15 protein-coding genes and 1 other RNA gene are annotated in these 17,539 nt (G+C 70.4%); 8 read left to right on the top strand and 8 right to left on the bottom strand.

The annotated features are described in order from the left end of the window. Window positions 1-215 precede the first annotated feature (215 nt). Together AB0F88_RS12675 and AB0F88_RS12680 are read left to right on the top strand one after the other, a co-directional pair. Window positions 216-698 (top strand): hypothetical protein, encoded by a 483-nt coding sequence (locus tag AB0F88_RS12675; RefSeq protein WP_362681457.1) that lies wholly within the window; start codon window positions 216-218, stop codon window positions 696-698. A 225-nt stretch (window positions 699-923) separates the two neighbouring features. Further along, the gene (locus AB0F88_RS12680; protein ID WP_362681460.1) at window positions 924-1,307 is read left to right on the top strand and encodes a tyrosine-type recombinase/integrase; all 384 of its coding nucleotides are present in this window, start codon (window positions 924-926) and stop codon (window positions 1,305-1,307) included. 77 nt (window positions 1,308-1,384) lie between these two features. Here the strand turns inward: AB0F88_RS12680 and rnpB are convergent. From rnpB to AB0F88_RS12700, 4 genes are all read right to left on the bottom strand, one after another. After that, an RNA gene (gene rnpB / locus AB0F88_RS12685) (RNase P RNA component class A) lies at window positions 1,385-1,780 on the bottom strand. A 275-nt stretch (window positions 1,781-2,055) separates the two neighbouring features. Next, complete coding sequence (locus tag AB0F88_RS12690) at window positions 2,056-3,531, bottom strand: bifunctional RNase H/acid phosphatase (protein ID WP_362681463.1); 1,476 nt, start codon at window positions 3,529-3,531, stop codon at window positions 2,056-2,058. Window positions 3,532-3,545: 14 nt separating this feature from the next. After that, complete coding sequence (locus tag AB0F88_RS12695) at window positions 3,546-4,286, bottom strand: C4-type zinc ribbon domain-containing protein (protein WP_362681466.1); 741 nt, start codon at window positions 4,284-4,286, stop codon at window positions 3,546-3,548. After that, on the bottom strand, window positions 4,283-5,119 hold the full coding sequence (locus tag AB0F88_RS12700) for a Nif3-like dinuclear metal center hexameric protein (RefSeq protein WP_362681469.1): 837 nt from the start codon (window positions 5,117-5,119) through the stop codon (window positions 4,283-4,285). Before AB0F88_RS12700 ends, AB0F88_RS12695 begins: the two co-directional genes overlap by 4 nt. 164 nt (window positions 5,120-5,283) lie before the next feature. Between AB0F88_RS12700 and AB0F88_RS12705 the strand changes: the two genes are divergently transcribed. The 4 genes from AB0F88_RS12705 to AB0F88_RS12720 all read left to right on the top strand — a co-directional run bounded on the left by AB0F88_RS12705 (window position 5,284) and on the right by AB0F88_RS12720 (window position 10,040). Then, entirely contained in the window at window positions 5,284-6,723 is a 1,440-nt protein-coding gene (locus AB0F88_RS12705; RefSeq protein ID WP_362681472.1) for an NAD(P)/FAD-dependent oxidoreductase, read from the top strand. Between the two features lie 218 nt (window positions 6,724-6,941). Then, complete coding sequence (locus AB0F88_RS12710; protein WP_362681475.1) at window positions 6,942-7,973, top strand: membrane dipeptidase; 1,032 nt, start codon at window positions 6,942-6,944, stop codon at window positions 7,971-7,973. 255 nt (window positions 7,974-8,228) lie between these two features. Further along, on the top strand, window positions 8,229-9,329 hold the full coding sequence (gene menC / locus AB0F88_RS12715) for an o-succinylbenzoate synthase (RefSeq protein ID WP_362681478.1): 1,101 nt from the start codon (window positions 8,229-8,231) through the stop codon (window positions 9,327-9,329). A 108-nt stretch (window positions 9,330-9,437) separates the two neighbouring features. Continuing rightward, entirely contained in the window at window positions 9,438-10,040 is a 603-nt protein-coding gene (locus tag AB0F88_RS12720; RefSeq protein WP_362681481.1) for a TetR family transcriptional regulator C-terminal domain-containing protein, read from the top strand. Here AB0F88_RS12720 and AB0F88_RS12725 read toward each other — a convergent pair. From AB0F88_RS12725 to AB0F88_RS12735, 3 genes are all read right to left on the bottom strand, one after another. Then, window positions 9,985-10,914, bottom strand: a complete 930-nt coding sequence (locus tag AB0F88_RS12725) for a DMT family transporter (protein ID WP_362681483.1) — start codon at window positions 10,912-10,914, stop codon at window positions 9,985-9,987. The genes AB0F88_RS12720 and AB0F88_RS12725 overlap by 56 nt on opposite strands. A gap of 167 nt (window positions 10,915-11,081) precedes the next feature. Beyond that, window positions 11,082-12,353 (bottom strand): MFS transporter, encoded by a 1,272-nt coding sequence (locus AB0F88_RS12730; RefSeq protein ID WP_362681485.1) that lies wholly within the window; start codon window positions 12,351-12,353, stop codon window positions 11,082-11,084. A 259-nt stretch (window positions 12,354-12,612) separates the two neighbouring features. Continuing rightward, a complete protein-coding gene (locus AB0F88_RS12735) occupies window positions 12,613-14,094 on the bottom strand; it encodes a condensation domain-containing protein (RefSeq protein ID WP_362681488.1) in 1,482 nt (493 codons plus the stop codon). Window positions 14,095-14,759: 665 nt separating this feature from the next. Between AB0F88_RS12735 and AB0F88_RS12740 the strand changes: the two genes are divergently transcribed. Both AB0F88_RS12740 and AB0F88_RS12745 read left to right on the top strand, forming a co-directional pair. Then, on the top strand, window positions 14,760-15,368 hold the full coding sequence (locus AB0F88_RS12740; RefSeq protein ID WP_362681491.1) for a copper resistance CopC family protein: 609 nt from the start codon (window positions 14,760-14,762) through the stop codon (window positions 15,366-15,368). After that, on the top strand, window positions 15,365-16,396 hold the full coding sequence (locus AB0F88_RS12745; RefSeq protein ID WP_362681494.1) for a CopD family protein: 1,032 nt from the start codon (window positions 15,365-15,367) through the stop codon (window positions 16,394-16,396). Before AB0F88_RS12740 ends, AB0F88_RS12745 begins: the two co-directional genes overlap by 4 nt. On the opposite strand, the gene AB0F88_RS12750 is transcribed toward AB0F88_RS12745, so the two are convergent. Next, window positions 16,354-17,382 carry a hypothetical protein gene (locus AB0F88_RS12750; RefSeq protein WP_362681497.1) on the bottom strand — a complete coding sequence of 343 codons (1,029 nt, stop codon included), beginning with the start codon at window positions 17,380-17,382 and terminating at the stop codon, window positions 16,354-16,356. The genes AB0F88_RS12745 and AB0F88_RS12750 overlap by 43 nt on opposite strands. Window positions 17,383-17,539 lie beyond the last annotated feature (157 nt).

The following is a 17,539-nucleotide window of genomic DNA, read 5'->3' on the forward strand; positions in this document are numbered from 1 at the left end:
ATAGTCGCTACAGAGTGGGCGGAGCACCCTGCGCTCCGCCCACCTACGCGTACTTCTGGACCACTTCTCCCTCGGCCAACCGGCTGCCAGGACCGGTTAATTGCAGCCCGGCTACCCATGTGATAAAGTCGCGATCAGCCCTATCGTCTTCCTAAGTGTTGCATGCTTTTAAATTTTACTTCAGGTAATTCCAAATGCTCCGAAGTAGGCAGGCAGTGACGACTCTCATTTCCGCTCTCGAAGACGCCGTCCTTGTGGAATACGGCGAATTTTCCATCATTGACCCCGAAGGGGCAGAGGATACGGATGCCGAGGCTTTCTCGTCCTCATGGAACAAGGAGACGGATCCGGGAGCATGGCTGACGACATCTGACAATATGTTGATGGTTCAGAGTATGCATAACATGCATACCACAGTCTGCACGCTGCAGTTGTGGAGTGCGGCGCCCCCCAGCCTTGAACTTCTGGAATCAGAAGTTGCTGAATATTCCTTCTACTCAAGCTCAGGGCAGGTCCAGCTTGAGGAAATGATGGGTTCCGAGGAAGAGCATCCAAGTTTCGATCTTGGCAGCAGGAATTCAAAGTGGATCGTAAGAGCGTATCGAATCCAATCTTCGGCCTCCGATCAAACGTCAGACATCGACGAACACTTTGAATCCTACTTTTTTCAGTTCTGGCTGAATCCGGATCAGCGCTGAAGGAGAAACCAAGTCACTGGACTACAATAATTGCAGTAGCTGGAGTTGACATTCAGCGGATACCGCTGTTGGAGGCCGTCCCAGCGGTGCGTAGGAGCGTGGCCGACTCCGCCGACGGCGGCTACGACTATCGCAGGCTGGTTCGCGCCCTGGGCGTCAGCCCACTGATCGCCTGACACGGTACTAAATACGGCTCCAGTCCGAGCAGGACAGCGCGGAATTGAATTGCTTCGGTATTGTTGGGGCTTCGATGTATCTGGGCACAATTCAGTTCCCGCCCCGTCAACACCATGCGCAATCGCTCATTCGCCATCCCAGCCGCTCATAAGAAGGGATTTCCAAAGACGTGGCAGTCATGGACCGGACATCCTGAAGCCCGCGATCTTCTCAGCGGGGGTACCGGCGGACATGACGTTCCACGATCTTCGGCACACCTTCGCCAGTACGGCGCTCGCCGAGGGCGTACCCATCTCCGAGGTGTCCCGGTGGCTCGGGCACGAGTCCATCACCACGACCGTGGATCTCTACGGGCATCTGGTCCCAGAGGCGTCCGAGCGAGCTCGCATGGCCCTGGATCACGCCTTCGCCGCGGCGGGCTGGCTCACATGAATGTGCCCCCAATGTGCCCTCCGGCCGCTTTGATCTTGCCCAGCGAAGGCTCCACCGCAGGTCAGAGCAGAAAAGGGCGGACGAGTCGGCCTGTAGGCCGGGTTTTGTCCTTCACTCGCGTGAAGGGGCGACCATCCATCTAGGGCCGACGTTGCCGTCGGCCTCAAGCGGTCTACCCGCGCGGCATCGGGCGGGCAGCCCTCAAGCGTCGCGCGCGGGACGCTCCGGAGAGCGCCCCTTCTTGACCTTGCTCCGGGTGGGGTTTACCGAGCCGCCCACGTCACCGTGGGCGCTGGTGGTCTCTTACACCACCGTTTCACCCTTACCTCGTCTCACGACGAGGCGGTCTGTTCTCTGTGGCACTTTCCCGCGGGTCACCCCGGGTCGGCGTTACCGACCACCCTGCCCTGTGGAGCCCGGACCTTCCTCGGCGGGTCTCAGAAGAGACCCGACGCGGCCGCCCGGCCGGCTCGTCCGCCGTGTTCCAAGCCTAACGGCTCCCAAGCGGACTCCAACCGAGCGGCAAGTCGTCCGCGCTGGAATATGGATCAAGCGAGACGGAACGGACGAGCACCGGAGGGACCGATGAGAGCACCGACGACCGGCGGGACGACCGCTTCCGCACGCCACGAGGACCCAGGCCACGGCGAAGGACTCCATGAAGGACACGGTGGAGAACGCGGTGGAGGACGGGTGGTGCTCCACCGCCTCCGTGGCCGGGGTCTGTCGTGGACGTGAGACCGCGGGTTCAGCGCAGGTGCGAGGTGTCGTTGAACGCCTTCACCACCGCCGGACCGTCGGCGTAATACTCGATCAGGGACAGGGCCGACAGGTCGAGATGCATGCGGTACAGCGCGCCGAGGGGAGCGAGCAGCGCGAACCGCAGCAGCATCTTGATCGGCGTGACGTGGGAGACGGCGAGGACCGCCTTGCCCTCGTACCGCTCGATCAGCATGTCCCCGGTCGCCTGGACCCGCCGCGCCGCCTCCCCGAAACTCTCCCCACCCGGCGGCGCGGCGGACGGGTCCGCCAGCCACGCGGCGAGTTCGTCGGGCCAGCGGCGCTGGATCTCCGTGAACGTGTGGCCTTCCCAGTCTCCGAAGTCGGTCTCCCGCAGACCCTCCTCGACGACGACCTCAAGCCCGGCCCGGGCCGCGATGATCTCCGCGGTGGCGCGGGCGCGCCTGAGCGGCGAGCTGACGATCACCTGGATGTCGTACGGCTTCCCGGCGAGTTTCACCGCGGCGGCCTCGGCCTGGGCGACGCCGTTGGGCGTGAGCTCGGGGTCGCCGAGCCCGGAGAACCTGCGCTCGACGGAGAGGGGCGTCTCACCGTGCCGGAGCAGGTACAGCGAGGTCGCGACGGAGGTGGGCGAACGCCAGCCGGTGCCCGTACCCGTGGGGGTGGCCAGGCCCGCTCGTTCGCGCGTGGCGGTCCCGCCACCGGCCCCGTCACCGCCGGAGTCACCGGCCCCGAGGTCGCCGGCGCCGGGAGCGCCGTCGCCGAGGTCACCGGTGTCGAGATCACCGGTGTCGAAGAGAAGGAGGTCCTCGGCAGGACCGGCGGGAGCGGTGCGGCCGGCGGGGGAACCGCTTTGGGAAGCGCCTCTTCCTGAGGCGCCGCTCTCGAGAGCACCGCTGTCAAGGGCCCGGCCACCGGAGACGCCGCCTCCAGAGGCTCGGCCACCGGAGGCGCCGCTTTCCGAGGCTCGACTTCCGGAGGCGCCGCCATCGGGGGCGCCGCCTCCGGAGACCCGGCCACCGGGCGCTTTCGTGACGGCGGCGGAGGAACCCGAGAGGGTCCAGGCACGGCCCTTGGCGGCGGCGTCCATGGCCTCGTTGGCCAGGCGGTCGGCGTCCTTGTTCTTCTCGCGGGGGATCCAGCGCCAGGTCACCTTGAGGCGCCTGGCGAGGGCCGCGGCCTCCAGGGCGAGCGGGCGCAGGCCCTCGTTCTTGATCTTCCAGCGGCCGGCCATCTGCTCGACGACCAGCTTGGAGTCCATCCTGACCTCGACCTTCGCGCCGTCGCCGGCGAGATCGAGGAGGGAGGTCAGGCCCGCGATGAGCCCGCGGTACTCGGCGACGTTGTTGGTCTGGGTGCCGATCGACGCGGCGGTCTCGACCAGCACCTGGCCGTCGGCGGCGTCCTTGACGACGGCGCCGTAACCCGCCGGGCCCGGGTTGCCCCGCGAGCCGCCGTCGGCCTCGATGACGTACGAGGTCACGGAGCTCACAGGGCTCACAGACCGGACTCGGCGGTACGGACGAGGATCCGGCGGCACTCCTCGCAGCGGATGACCTCGTCGTGGGAGGCGGCCTTGATCCGGTTGATCTCGGCGATGGACAGGCTCGTGCGGCAGCCGAGGCAGCGGGCTCCCTGGAGCATCGCGGCGCCCACCCCGAACTGCTCCTTGAGCTTCCCGTAGAGGGTGAGCAGGTCGGCGGGGATGTCCTCGGCGACCCCGGCGCGCTTGCCCTGGAACTCGTCCCTCTCCTTGTCGATCTCGGCGAAGGCCGCGTCCCTGCGGTCCTCGGCGGTGCCGCGGGTGCCCGCGAGCTCGTCGCGCTCGGCGACGAGCCTGGCGACCTGCCCGTCGGCCGCCTCGCGGCGCTCCATGATCTCCAGCACGACCTCTTCCAGATCGCCCTGCCTGCGCTTCAGGGAGACGATCTCGGACTGGAGGCTGGCCAGGTCCTTGGGAGAGGACACCTGGCCGGAGTCGAGGCGCTTCTGGTCGCGCTCGGCACGGGTGCGGACCGAGTCGACGTCGGCCTCGGCCTTGCTCTGCTCGCGGGCGAGGTCGCCGGACTCGGTCTCGGCGGCGATCACCTGGGTGGCGATGCGGGCGATGCGCCCGGAGAGCTCGTCGATCTGCGCCAGCTCGGGCAGGGTACGGCGGCGATGGGCCAGCCGGTCGATGGCGGAGTCGATTTCGGCCAGGTCAAGCAGACGCTTCTGGGCCGCAGGGGCTGCTTTCACGTGAAATCCTCGCACTTTGCTGTTGTGTTCCAGGCGTCCGTGACCGTCTCGGATACGCGCGTCTCAACAGTAATCCCCCTGGCGGCCGACGCGGACGCGAGATGGTGTGCCGCGTCGGCGAGCCAGGGCCATTCGGTGGCCCAGTGGGCCGCGTCGATCAGCGCGGGGCCGCCGGAGGCCTCCATGAACTCGCTGGCCGGGTGGTGGCGCAGATCGGCGGTGAGGAAGACGTCCACCCCGGCGGCGCGGGCCGTGCCGAGGAGGGAGTCCCCCGATCCCCCGCTGACCGCGATCCGCTGGACGGGGCGGTCGAGATCTCCGGCGACCCGCAGGCCGCCCGCCGTGGCGGGGAGCCCGCGCGCGGCCAGCCGGGCGAACTCGGCGAGGGAGACGGGGGCCGGCAACGAGCCGACGCGGCCCAGGCCGCGCCGGGGGTCGTCGGCGGCGGGACTGAGGGGGACGAGCGGGCCGGTCAGGCCGACGGCGCGGGCGAGCGCGTCGGAGACGCCGGGGTCGGCGACGTCGGCGTTGGTGTGGGCGGTGAAGAGCCCGATGTCGTTCTTGATCAGCGTGTGGACCAGCCGGCCCTTGAAGGTGGTGGCCGCGACGCTCGTGGTGCCGCGCAGGTAGAGCGGGTGGTGGGTGACGACGAGGTCGGCACCCCAGTCGAGGGCCTCCTCGGCGACGACGGCCACCGGGTCGACCGCGAACAGGATCCTGCGCACCTCGGCGGAGGGATCCCCGCAGACGAGCCCGACCGCGTCCCACGACTCCGCCCATCTCGGGTCGTAACGGGACTCCAGCTCTGTGACGATGTCGGCAAGCGTAGGCACGTGCGCAGACTATCGGCCTCCCCCGGAGAGCTCGTCACGGTGGCTTCCGCACCGGCGTTCGCGGCGACCTCCACAGAGACCTCCACGGTGGCTTCCCCGGCGGCTTTCCCTGCGCCGGTAGATCGCCTAGCGTAAGTGGACACTGACACCCGGAGGGCGTGCGCATGAGGCCTAACGTCGCGATCATCGGTGCCGGATTCGGCGGGCTGTGCATGGCCATCCGGTTGGAGAAGGCCGGCATCCGCTCGTACACGGTCTTCGAGAAGGGGCCCGACGTCGGGGGAACCTGGCGTGACAACACCTATCCGGGGGCGGGCTGCGACATCCCCTCGCACCTCTACTCATTCTCCTTCGAGAGATACTCCAGCTGGACGCGCCGCTATCCCGAGCAGCCGGAGATCCTGCGCTACCTGGAGGAATGCGCCGACAAGTACGGCCTGCGCCCCCGCATCCGGCTGAACACCGCGGTCACCGCCGCCGCCTTCGACGAGTCGCTGGGCAAATGGCGGGTCCGTACGACGGCCGGGGAGGAGCTGTTCGACGTGGTGGTGTCGGCCGTGGGACAGCTGAACCGGCCCCAATTACCCGACATTCCGGGAATGTCGTCATTCAGCGGAGCGGCCTTCCACTCCGCGCGCTGGGACCACTCCGTCGACCTGGCGGGCAGGCGGGTGGCCGTGATCGGGAACGGGTCGTCGGCGGCGCAGCTCATCCCGAGGGTGGCCGAGGTGGCCGGGCACCTGGACGTCTTCCAGCGGACCCCCAACTGGGTGATCCCCAAGCCGGACGCCGTCTTCGGCCCTCGTGCGCGGATGGCCTTCCGCCTCGCGCCGTTCCTGCAGCGCGCATACCGCGAGTGGCTCTACCGGTACACGGAGAACACCCTCTACCCGGCCCTGGCCGGAGGCTGGAGCACGGACCTGCTGCGCAAGCGGGCCCTGGGGCATCTGCGCGAGCAGGTCCCCGACCCGCTGCTGCGGGCCAAGCTGACCCCCGGCTACCCGGTCGGCTGCAAGCGGGTCGTCATCGACAGCGGTTTCTATCCCGCGCTGACCCGCCCCGACGTGGACGTCGTCACCGACGGGATCACCCGGATCGTCCCCGGCGGCGTGGAGACCGCCGCCGGACTCCGCGAGGCCGACGTCATCGTCTACGCGACCGGCTTCGAGACCTCCGGCTTCCTGGCCCCCATCCAGGTCACCGGGCGCGGGGGACGGCAGCTGGCCGAGGAGTGGAAGGACGGCGCGGAGGCGTACCTGGGCATCGCCGTGCCGCACTTCCCCAACCTGTTCCTGCTGTACGGCCCCAACACCAACCTCGGCCACAACTCGATCGTCTTCATGATCGAATGCCAGGTCCGGTACGTCATGGGCTGCCTGCCGCACCTGGCCTCGCGCGGGCCGATGGAGGTCCGGCCGGAGGCGATGGCCACCTGGCGGCGGAGCCTCGGCCGGGCCATGGAGGGCATGGTCTGGCAGGCGGGCTGCACGAGCTGGTACAAGAACGCGTCCGGCCGGGTGACCAACAACTGGCCGGGAACCGCGACCACCTACCGCCGCATCACCAGGGCCCCGCGTCCGGAGGCCTTCCGCTTCGCGCGCTGACCCCGTCCCCGCCGGAAAGGCGCGCGCGCCGGTCCACATCCTCGTACGGAAGCCGGGAAACCCTCGCACGGAAGCCGAGGGTCCCCGTACGGAAGCCAGGAAGACCCAGAAAGACCCGGGGAGACCCAGGGAGACGAGGCGGCGCGGAAGCACGGGATGGGCCGGGGTGCCGGTACCGTCGTGGCGAACGAGAGCCGTCCGCGCAGAAGGGCCCGCCCGTGTCCGCCGACCTCCACAGCGACTCCGTGGTCGCCGATACCCACAACGACCTGCTGATGGCCGTCACCGCCAGGCCCCCGCACCGGTGGGCGTCCTTCTTCCGTGACCGCTGGCTGCCCCAGCTGCGCGAGGGAGGGGTGAACCTCCAGGTGCTGCCGGTCTTCATCGACGGCCAGTACCGTCCCGAGGGCGCGCTCCGGCAGACCCTTCGCATGATCGAGTGCGCGCACGTGCTGGCCGAGGGCAACGCCGACGCCGTACGCCTCTGCCTGGACGGGACGCAGATCGACGAGGCGCTCGCCGAGGGCCGGATCGCCCTGGTCCTGGCGCTGGAGAGCATGCCGGGCCTGGACGCCGCCGTCGAGCTGGTGCCGACGCTGCACCGGCTCGGCGTCCGGGTCGCCTCGATCGCGCACTGGGGCCGTACGGCGCTGGCCGACGGCAGCGGCGAGGACGCCACCGGCAGCAGGCTCACCGCGGCGGGGGTGGAGACGGTACGGGAGATGGAACGCCTCGGCATGATCTTCGACGTCTCTCACCTGGGTGCCTCCGGGGTGGAGCACGTGCTGGAGCTGGCGACCCGGCCGGTGATGGCCACCCACTCCTCGGCCCGCGCGCTGCGCGACCACCACCGCAACCTCACCGACGACCAGATCCGCGCGGTCACCGCGACCGGGGGCGTGGTGTGCGTCAACTTCCTGGCGGCCTTCCTCTCGGAGGACCCGGCCGAGTACACCGTGGACCGGCTGGTGGACCACATCGCGCACATCGCGAGCGTCGGCGGCATCGACCACGTGGGGCTCGGGCCCGACTTCGTCCGCGAGGTCATGCACGACGTGACTCCCCCGTGCTGCGAGATGGACTACGGCGTCGATCCCTTCGCGGCCCTGCCGGGACTGTCGGGTCCGAGCGGGCTGCCCCTGGTCACCGACGCCCTGCTCAAGCACGGCTTCGCCGACGAGGAGATCGTGAAGATCATCGGAGGGAACGTGCACCGGCTGTTCCGCGCCCAGCTGGGCAGGCCCGCTTGAACGAGCCCGGCGAGGGGCACCACCGGAGGGGGACCGGATGACGACCCCGGCCGGTACGGACGGTCCGGGCGCCGGGCGGCGCCTCCCGGAGGGGAACGGAACGGTGAACGACAGGTGGCCCGGGCACCGAGCGGCGCACCCCGGAGGCGAAACCCCCTACGACCACCGCGACCGGCGTGACGGGTCCCGCCGCGGCGGGACATCGCACGGCGGAGGAAGCGGCGGGACATCGCACGGCGAAGGAAAGAGAGACGCGTGAGGATCACCGGTATCGAGTTGCGGCGGGTGGCGATGCCGCTGGTCGCCCCGTTTCGCACCTCCTTCGGCACCCAGACCGAACGCGACGTGCTGCTGGTGCGCGTCGTCACCCCCGACGCCGAGGGCTGGGGCGAGTGCGTGGCCATGTCCGACCCCCTCTACTCCCCCGAGTACGTCGACGCCGCCGCCGACGTGCTGCGCCGCTTCCTCATCCCCGCCCTGCCCACCCGCACCGACGCCCACGGCGTGAACCGCGCCCTGCACCCCTTCAAGGGCCACCGCATGGCCAAAGCCGCCCTGGAAGCCGCCGTCCTGGACGCCCAGCTGCGCACCGGCGGCCAATCCCTGGCCACCTACCTCGGCGCCGCCACCGACCGCGTCCCCGCCGGCGTCTCGATCGGCATCATGCCCACCATCGACCACCTCCTCGAGACCATCACCGCGTACCTGCACGAGGGCTACCGGCGCGTCAAACTCAAAATCGCCCCCGGCTGGGACCTGGCCCCCACCCGCGCCGTCCGCGAGCACTTCGGCCCCGACCTGGCCCTGCAGGTCGACGCCAACGCCGCCTACACCCTCACCGACGCCCCCCACCTGGCCAAACTCGACCCCCTGGACCTGCTGCTCATCGAACAGCCCCTCGCCCACGACGACCTCCTGCAGCACGCCCACCTCGCCAAGAAGATCACCACCCCCATCTGCCTGGACGAATCCATCGAATCGGCCGCCCACGCCGCCGCCGCCATCACCCTGGGCGCCTGCTCCATCATCAACATCAAACCCGGCCGCGTCGGCGGCTACCTCGAAGCACGCCGCATCCACGACCTCGCCCGCGCCCACGGCCTGGCCGTCTGGTGCGGCGGCATGCTCGAGACCGGCATCGGCCGCGCCGCCAACCTCGCCCTCGCCGCCCTGCCCGGCTTCACCCTGCCCGGCGACACCTCCGCCTCCCGCCGCTACTACACCACCGACCTCACCCCGCCCTTCGAACTCGACGACGGCCACCTCACCGTTCCCACCGCCCCCGGCATCGGCGTCGACCCCCTCCCCTCCGTCCTCGACGAGGTCACCACCTCCACCGAATGGATCACCCTCTAGGACCCGGTGGCGGAGACGGGCCGGGGGCGGCGGGCGCGGGGCCTACAGCGGGTCGCCGGCCCCGCCCCCTGCCCCGGACGGCGAATCGTGAACCGCTAGTGTTCCCTTGTGGCAAGGGGATTTGGGCGATTACGTCGTGAAGATCTGCTCCGGACCGCCTGCGATGTCATCGCGGCTCAAGGGTTCGGTCACACGCGGACCGCTGACATCGCCCAGGCGGCCGGTGTCAGCCAGGCGCTGCTCTTCTACCACTTCGAGACCAAGGAGAAGCTGTTCGCCCAGGCCTTCTCCTACGCCGCCCAGCTCGACCTGGACGCGCTCGTCAAGGTGGAGGAGTCGGGCGGCTCCCCGCTCGAACGGCTGCGAGCTCTGCTCAGGTTCTATCCGCCCAGCGGGAAGTCCAAGTCATGGGCCCTGTGGATCGACGCCTGGGCGGAGTCGATGCGCAACGCCGAGCTCGAGGAGATGTCCCGCAGGATCGACCTGCGATGGAAGGACGCCCTCCGCGCGATCATCGACGACGGCGTGGCGGCGGGGATCTTCACCTGCGCGGATTCCGAGGGCGCGACCTGGCGGGTCATGTCCCTCATCGACGGCCTGTCCACGCAGGTGACGGTGCATCGGCGGGTGCTCTCGCGGGCGCGGATGACCGCGTTCATCCGGACGGCCGCGGCGGCGGAACTGGGTCTCTCCCCCGCCGAACTGAGCTGAACAGCCCCTTGGGCAGTACGACCAGGAGCATGGCGAGGGCGATCAGCCCACCGCCGAGGTAGACGCCCATGGTGAGCGGCTCCCCGTACAGCGCCACGGCGAGTGCGGTCACCCAGAGCGGCTGGGCCGACAGGATCACCGCGGCGGACACCGGCGAGACGTGGACCTGACCCCAGGAGCGGGCCAGGAAACCCAGGGCGCAGGCCACGATCGACAGGTGGCCGAGAATCGCCCAGTCACCCGGCGTCGAGGGCGGGGTCAGGCCGTCCGGCGCGGCGAGGACCCCCGTCATGACGGCGATGGTGCCCAGCTGGATCACCGTGACCGCGTAGGCGTTCTGCCGCGCCTCGGCGGAGTTGCCGAGCACCAGCGTGTGGACCGCGTACAGGACCGCCGACAGCAGGGTGGCGGCCAGCGCGGGCAGGGCGATGTCACCCTCGGCCCCCCTCATCAGGGTGAACGCGGTCATCGCGGCCATGGCCAGCGCCACCGCCGCCCAGACGCGGACCGAGGTCCTGGCCCCGAGCAGGAGCAGCCCGAGAACCGGGGTGATGACCACGTACGAGCCGACCGTGAACCCCGAGACCGACGAGGGCAGATCGTGCAGCGAGACCGCCTGGGCCGTCTGGCCCACGCCGAACAGCAGACCGAGCAGGATGCCGGTCAGCCAGGTGCTCTCCGACAGCCCCCGCAGGCTTTTCGGGCGGAGAACGAGCAGTACGAGGGTGGCGATGCCGTACCGCTCGGTAAGAAGGTCCGCCACGGGCATACGGACGATGAGGTCCTTCATCAGCGGGAAAGCCGATCCCCATGCGGCGCTGACGAAGATCAGGAGCACGATTCCCAGGACGGGCCGGGGAGCTACCACTGCCATACCCGAAGGGTTCCATCACCCGCAGCGACCGGGAGGTCACCGATCGGATCGGGAGTGGCATGGATACAACGCTGAGTAAAGGACGCCACACCGGCACGAGGGACCTCATACCTTCACCGGCTCTTCCGGCCGGCCCCTCCGCGGGGTGAGCGCCGGGAGCCGGACGCTCAGGGGACCGAGCGGATCTTCCAGACGAGACCGGCGCCCAGGAGGGCGAGGGCCGCCGAGGTCATGTAGAGGACGGGGTAGCCACCGAGACCGGCCACGATGGGACCGGCGATGACAGGGCCGAGCACCTGAGGGCCGGAGTTGGCGATGTTGATGACGCCGAGGTCCTTGGCACGCCCCTCGGCGGCGGGCAGGACCTGGGTGACCAGGGCGTTGTCGACCGAGAGGTAGATGCCGAAGCCGACCCCCATGATCGCGGCGCCGGCCGTCGCCACCGGCCACTGGGGCCAGAACGCGAGCATCACCGCGGGGATCACGCTGATCAGGCCGGAGACCGTGACGAGCGCCTTGCGACGGCCGAGCCTGTCGGAGACCACACCCGCGACGACGGTGGTGAGCACGACGGCCGCGGTGTAGATCAGGATCAGCACGAGCAGGCCGTCCTCGGCCTTCTCGCCGGGGAAGAGCCGCTCGTAGCCGACCGCGTCGGTGAGGAAGTACAGCAGGTAGAGCGTGGCGACGGCGTTGCCCAGCTGCATCAGGAAGCGTGTCAGCCAGGCCCAGAAGAAGTCGGGGTGGCTGCGAGGGCTGATCCAGAACCCCCTCAGGAAGGCCCGGAGCTCGAAGGGCGGCCTGACCGCCAGGCGGGGGTCGTGGGTGGTGAGGACGAAGGGGAGCACGCAGAGCGGGATCAGCACCGCTATCAGGAAATATCCGGATTCGGTGGTGGTGGCGACCATGGTGACCAGGACCACGGCGAGCACCACCCCGAGCGACTGGGGAATCCCGATCCAGCCCGAGACCTCACCCCGCTGGCCGACCGGAACGTGGTCGGGCACCCCCGCGCCGAGCGCGGCCTGCATCGCGTTGAGCCCGGCCTGCGCGAGACACCATCCGGCCGCCACGCCGAGGATCGAGCCCTGGCCCGCCAGCAGGACCAGTGCCCCGGCACCGACCAGCGCCCCGCCCAGCGACCACGGATGCCTGCGCCCGAACCGTCCGGCCGTACGGTCGGACAACGCTCCGGCGACCGGGTTGAGGAGCATCGCGACGGCGGCCCCCACCCCGGTCACCAGTGCCAGCGACCCCTCCTTGCCCACCGGGTCGATCGACGCCACCTGCGAGGGCAGCAGCACCTGGAGCGGCCCGAAATAGGCCATCCAGAGCGCCAGGTTGGCCAGCGAGATGCCGGCCACCCACCAGGGCCCCACCCTGCGTGTCGGCTCGGCGAGCGCCGCCCGCGGGTCGGGAACGGGCTGGGCGACGCTCATGGGACCTCGCATCTCCACGGTTCGGAATCCTCACGACTCGACGTCTCCGCGGCTCGGCGCCTTCGCGACTCCGCGACTCCGCGACTCCGCGCCTTCGCGCCTTCGCGCCTTCGCGACTCCGCGTCCTCGCGACTCCGCATCCTCGCGACTCGGCGACTCCGCGCCCACGGTTCCGAACAAGCGCCCGACCGTGTGAGACGTGCCCGGATGTTACGCCGTTCCCCTCCCCCGCCGACAGCCCCCGGACGTCACCGGATCATCACAGTCGGGGGGCCGCCGGACGCACGCCGGAAGCGCCGGCGGAGGACCCGTCCCCGCCGCCGGGCCGGGTGACGGGGCGCTCGACCGGGACGATGCCGCACAGCCCGGCGACCTCGTCGAGCGGGACGTCCCCGGCCACGGAGGCGACCAGCAGGGTCTCCAGCCCGCGCAGCAGCGCGTAGGCCGTGGGACGCGGCAGGTAGGCGGTGTCGGCCATCAGGTACAGCTCGCAGGTGTCGGTGGCGGTGCCGGTGGCGAACAGGGCCGTGGCGTCCACCTCCGGCCAGGATCCGACGTGGAAGGTCCTGGTCCGCCCGGTGAGGGCGGCGATCGCGGCGGGGTCGCCCGGTGGCTCGACCGCGGGCAGGTGGGGCCAGTGGCCGACGGCCCTCGTGTCGTTGAAGTAGGCCGACAGGTCCACGGGCCGCCCGCGCTCGCGGCCGATCTCCTCGCGCAGCGCCATCATCCGGTACGGGTCGTAGTGCGCGTTCCGGTAGGCGGTCAGCGCCTGCCGGTGCCCGGCGCGGGCGGCGTCCGCGAACGTTCCGTCCGGCAGGCCGAGAAGGAAGATCCCGTCCTGTACGGCGCTGCCCGCCATGGCGGCGACCCGGGGGTCGTGCCGGTTGGCCACGATGAGCTGCATGACCACCTCGCGGTGGCCGGTGAGCGCGCTCAGCAGCACCGCGCTCGCCGCGGTCAGCACGCTGGCCGTGCTGACCGACCAGCGCGCCGCCAGCGCCTCGGCCGCCGCCGCGGTGGCGGCCGACTCCATGCCGACCTTGACGAACCGCGGCTCCTCCGGCGTCGTCCGGGGGAAGTCGAACATGCTCAGGGGCGCCCGCTCCAGGACCGCGCGCCAGTGACGCAGCGCCCGCTCGCCGCGGGCGGCGCCGGCCCCCTCGCGCTCGAAGGCGGCCTGGTCCATCGGCTGCCAGCCGGGAGCGGCCATCTCGCCACCGGCGAGCAGGTCCCGCCAGTCGCGCGCCAGCACCTCCAGGGCCCCGCCGTCCACGGCCAGGTGGGACAGGGTGAGGGCCACCGTCCTGGGACGGCCGTCGGCGGTCACGACGGCACAGCGGAACGGCAGGTCGGCCGCGTAGTCGAACGCGGTGGCGGCCAGCCGGACGGAGAGCTCCCTGGCGGCGGCGAGCGGCCTGGCCTCCCCGGCGTCGTACGTCTCGACGGTGAACCGGCCCTGGCGCGCCACGCGCTGGACCAGCCCGCCGGGCGTCTCCTCGTACGTCGTCCGCAGCGTCTCGTGCCGCTCGACGAGCGCGCGCAGCGCCCGCAGGACGGCGTCGAGGTCGCGCCTGCCGTAGACGGGCAGCACCCAGGGCATGTTGAAGTACGGGTCGTCGTCGTCCAGCCACCGGGTGAGCCGCCAGATGGCCAGCTGACCCCAGCTGAGCGGCGACTCGCCGCCCCGCGACCCGGTGAACTCCACGGACGTCGCGCCGAGCCGCGCGGGGCCGGCCGTCATCGGGTCCGGCCGATCTCTTCGACGGCGCCCGCGCGGGACGCCCTTTCCCGGCCGTGTACCGGTTCCCGGCCGTGTACCAGCGACATCGACATTTCAGGTGCCTTCCGTCCGGCCTGTCGCGGCGGCCTCGAAATGGCCCCACGGCTCCCTTGTGCTGACTTTTCCCGACCGGTTCCCGAGCAGGGCGTCGATGACGAGCATCCGTCCAGGGATCTCGTGCCCGGCGCGGCGTTTCCATCGGGAAGGCCCGCGACCCGACACCGGCGCGGGCGAATGGCGCCTTCTCTGCCGCCCCTGCCGTGCGCGAGCGCGGCGAATCGGTAACGCTGCTTTAAGCGAGGCTAAGGATCACGTGCCGAATTCGTCAAGGTTTCAGGGTTGTTTTCCAGCCCGATAAATCTAAACAAACTATCCCTCAAGGGCTTTTACCAGATAACTCACCATATTCTTCATTTTTTGAATGCTTGTCATCCTCTTAGTCATTGACTCCGTTCACCGGGCCCCCGCCCCCCGCGGAAAAGTCCCCGGGCCCCTGCCCGGGACGTGACCCCGGGCGGGGACGCGGGCGAGGACGCGGGTGACCCGCGCGAGCGCGATTCCCGGGCGGGAGGCCGGGGTGGGAGCATGTCCTTCGTCATGACGATCCCAAAGGAAGGCCACGACCGGTGAGGCGGCTACTCACGGTCCTGCTGCTCGCGTCCGCCGCGCTGCTCGGCGCGGTCGCCCCGGCACAGGCCCACAACGTGCTGACGCAGGCCCACAACGTGCTGATCAGCAGCGACCCCAAGGACGGTACCGAGCTGGCCACCGGGCCCGAGAAGATCACACTCACCTTCGACCAGCCCGTCCGGCAGGGCTTCGCGCAGATCAGCGTGATCGGCCCGGACGGCACGCGGTGGGAGGACGGGAAGACCGTCGTCGACAGGGCGAAGGTCAGCGTCGCGGTGAGGCCCCTCGGCCCCGCCGGGGTGTACGCGGTCGGCTACCGGATCCTCTCCTCCGACGGCCACCCGGTCTCCAGCAAGATCACTTTCACCCTGACCGCCCCCGGCCGGGGCGGCTCCGGCGGCTCCGCTCAGGCGCCCACCACCTCCGCCCCGGTGGTCTCCGCCGCCGCGCCGCAGGAGCCCGATCTGGGTGCCCAGGCCGCCGAGGCCGCGCAGAACGGCGGGGCCGGGATGGCCGTGCTGTGGATCGCGGGCTCCATCGTCCTGCTGGGCGGGGCCACCGTCGTGGCGATGCGCCGTACGAGGGAGCAGGGGGGCACGGGATGACCGTGACCGTCGAGCGGGCCGCCGAGGCCGGCACCGCCAGGAGGCTGGTGGTCGGCGGGCTCGTGTCCGCGGCCGTGCTGGCCGTGCTGGTCGCGACGGCGCTCGCCCCCCAGGAGGCGGTGCCGGGGATCGCCATCCCCGGACCGCTGGTGGAGTACGGGCTGCCGGTGCTGCGGGTGCTGCTGGACCTGGCGGCGGTGGCGGTGGTCGGGCTCAGCCTGCTGCCGAAGCTGCTCGGGTTCGACGACCCCGACCGCACCGAGCCGGTGATGCGCCGGGCCCGGCCGATGGCCGTGACCTTCGCCTGGGCGTGGGCGCTGCTGGCGCTGGTCGTCATCGTGTTCCAGACGGCCGAGCTGAACCCCGGGCGGCTCCCCACCCCGGGCATGATCGCCGAGTACGTCGACAGCGTCGGCGCCGGGCAGGGCATGCTCTTCAGCGCCGCCTGCGCGCTGTCCTACGCCGGGATCGGGCTGCTGGCCGTGCGCTACGGCGAGAAGGTGCCGGCCGAGCTGCGGATCGTGATCGCCCTCTTCGGGCTGCTGCCGATCCCGGTCACCGGCCACGCGGTCGACTCGGTCTGGCACGACCCCATCATGATCTCGATGGAGCTGCACGTGATGGGCGCGGCGGCGTGGACCGGCGGCCTGCTCACGGTCGTCCTGCTGGTCGCCGCGGACCGGGAGCTGCTGGCCCGGGTGCTTCCGGCGTTCTCCAGGCTGGCGACCCTGGCGCTGGTCGTGGTCGGCCTCTCCGGCCTGGTGAACGGCCTGGCCACGATGGCCCTCACCCCGGGCGTGGAACTGCCCGGGGCCCTGCTGACGAACGAGTACGGCCTGCTGGTCGTGGCCAAGGTCGCGTGCGTGGCGCTGCTGATCCCGTTCGCCGCCCACATCCGCTTCCGCCTGCTGCCGCACATCGCGGAGCGGCGGGCGACGGCGGTCGTCGCGTGGGCGGCGGCCGAGATCACCGTGATGGGACTGGCCTACGGGGTCGCGGTCGCGCTGACCAGCGCCTCCCTGTCCTGAGCCCGCAGCGTGTGACGGCTGAACGACCATTCGGCGGCCAGCCACAGGACGGCGAGCCCGGCCCCCCCGACCAGCATGGTCGTGGGGGGCACCAGCGGCGGCGCCATGAACATCGAGTGCTGGAAGCGCAGTGCCTGGTCGACGAGGAGGGTGGCGCCGGCTGAGCCGACCAGCGCCCTCACCACGGGCATCCTGATCAGGAACGCCAGGTCGACGGCGAGCGCCCCGGCGATCAGGAAGACCGGGATCGCCGAGCGCGGGAAGTCGGCCACGGCCAGGAGAGGCCAGATCAGGGTGCGGAAGACGATGTAGGCGCCGATCACGGCGGTGGCGGAGAACATCCGGCCGATCATCGCGCGGGCGTAGACGGCCACCATGAGGGCGGCCATCGCCGCGTAGAGCGGGTAGAGCTGGTCGGGGACGGGCAGCGCGAAGTGGAGCGCCACGGCCCTGTCGCTCACCGGCAGCCCGATCTGCTCGGCGGCGAACTGGATCAGGATCGGCTCGGCCTCCGGCGCCCCCCGGTCCCAGGCGGCGATGGCGTACACGCCGTACTCCTGGTGCTGGGCCGGGAACCAGACGTTCTCGAAGAGGAACACGAAGAGCCCGCCGAGGACCAGCGTTCGCGTCCGCCCCGGGAGCGCCCGGACGAACCAGCCCCGGATCACGCCGCAGACCATGAAGAGCGTGCCGATGTAGAGCATCAGGTGGGAGGGGCTCCACGAGGTGATGTCGAGCCCGTTGATCCGGTGGTTGATCAGGTCCAGCGGGACCGCGACCAGGAAGATGCCCGTGCCCCAGGTGATGAGGCGCTGCGCGAGTTTGTCCACGCCGTAGCCGGTGTAGACGTGGATGATCGTGAGGGCGAGGACGAGGGCGGTGCCGACGCTGTTGAGCAGGTGCGGCGGGGCCAGGTCGTCGCGGAGCCACTTGAAGTGCCAGGAGACGTCCCAGGACGCCCCGAGCACCTTGAACGAGAAAGCCACCAGCCACCCGAGGTAGAGGAGCCTGAATAGATCCTCCGGGGTCTCCCTGCCGGCCTTCCCACGCGTCCAATACGGCAGAGCCCACTCAAGGACGGGAGTGGCTCTTCTTCGAAGGCTCTCTACTGGCTTCACGCGTCGAAATGATGCCGCTCCTTTA

The organism is Streptosporangium sp. NPDC023963, from assembly GCF_040639135.1.
Classification (GTDB): Bacteria; Actinomycetota; Actinomycetes; order Streptosporangiales; family Streptosporangiaceae; genus Streptosporangium.